Here is a 1,103-nt window from a genome sequence, read left to right on the forward strand (position 1 = left end):
CGAAGTAGCTCAGTTGGTAGTAGCACCTGACTGTTAATCAGGTTGTCGCAGGTTCGAGTCCTGCCTTCGGAGCCATTCTTGGAGAGTTGTCCGAGTGGCCGAAGGAGCACGATTGGAAATCGTGTAGGCGGTTAACACTGTCTCAAGGGTTCAAATCCCTTACTCTCCGCCAGCACTATACGATTTTATTCCAAACGAGGGCCCCTTGGTCAAGTGGTTAAGACACCGCCCTTTCACGGCGGTAACACGGGTTCGAATCCCGTAGGGGTCACCATGTTAATACCCAGAAACGGAGGATTAGCTCAGCTGGGAGAGCATCTGCCTTACAAGCAGAGGGTCGGCGGTTCGAGCCCGTCATCCTCCACCATTAAATTTATAAATAGTATATATCATTATCGCGGGGTGGAGCAGTGGTAGCTCGTCGGGCTCATAACCCGAAGGTCGTTGGTTCAAATCCGGCCCCCGCAACCAAAAAGGTCCCGTGGTGTAGCGGTTAACATGCCTGCCTGTCACGCAGGAGATCGCCGGTTCGATCCCGGTCGGGACCGCCATTTTTTAAAAATATGGGTCAGTAGCTCAGTTGGTAGAGCATTAGATTGAAGCTCTAAGTGTCGGCGGTTCGATTCCGTCCTGACCCACCATATTTTTTGCCGGTTTAGCTCAGCAGGTAGAGCAACTGACTTGTAATCAGTAGGTCGTGGGTTCGATTCCTATAGCCGGCACCATTTTCCCGGAGGGGTAGCGAAGTGGCTAAACGCGGCGGACTGTAAATCCGCTCCTTAGGGTTCGGCGGTTCGAATCCGTCCCCCTCCACCAGTTTTATTGAAATAGGGGCATAGTTCAACGGTAGAATAGAGGTCTCCAAAACCTTTGGTGTGGGTTCGATTCCTACTGCCCCTGCCAATTAATTTTATGGCGATTGTGGCGAAGTGGTTAACGCACCGGATTGTGGTTCCGGCATTCGTGGGTTCGATTCCCATCAGTCGCCCCATTTTCTATAAAATTAATAAATCCAATAAAATATAATTATGGCGATTGTGGCGAAGTGGTTAACGCACCGGATTGTGGTTCCGGCATTCGTGGGTTCGATTCCCATCAGTCGC

Annotated in this window: 11 tRNA genes; all 11 read left to right on the plus strand. The window is 51.0% G+C overall.

The window, feature by feature from the left end:
- Positions 1-80 precede the first annotated feature (80 nt).
- Positions 81-172, plus strand: a tRNA-Ser gene (locus AC1RNS_RS25915).
- A gap of 27 nt (positions 173-199) precedes the next feature.
- A tRNA-Glu gene (locus AC1RNS_RS25920) sits at positions 200-274 on the plus strand.
- Positions 275-291: 17 nt separating this feature from the next.
- Positions 292-367, plus strand: a tRNA-Val gene (locus tag AC1RNS_RS25925).
- Between the two features lie 29 nt (positions 368-396).
- Positions 397-471: transfer RNA gene (locus tag AC1RNS_RS25930), tRNA-Met, on the plus strand.
- A 4-nt stretch (positions 472-475) separates the two neighbouring features.
- A tRNA-Asp gene (locus AC1RNS_RS25935) sits at positions 476-551 on the plus strand.
- 14 nt (positions 552-565) lie between these two features.
- Positions 566-641: transfer RNA gene (locus AC1RNS_RS25940), tRNA-Phe, on the plus strand.
- Positions 642-649: 8 nt separating this feature from the next.
- Positions 650-725, plus strand: a tRNA-Thr gene (locus AC1RNS_RS25945).
- 7 nt (positions 726-732) lie between these two features.
- Positions 733-816 (plus strand) — tRNA-Tyr (locus tag AC1RNS_RS25950).
- Positions 817-829: 13 nt separating this feature from the next.
- Positions 830-903, plus strand: a tRNA-Trp gene (locus AC1RNS_RS25955).
- 12 nt (positions 904-915) lie between these two features.
- A tRNA-His gene (locus AC1RNS_RS25960) sits at positions 916-991 on the plus strand.
- Between the two features lie 40 nt (positions 992-1,031).
- A tRNA-His gene (locus tag AC1RNS_RS25965) sits at positions 1,032-1,103 on the plus strand.

This window comes from Lysinibacillus sp. GW821-FHT14F06, from assembly GCF_058803665.1.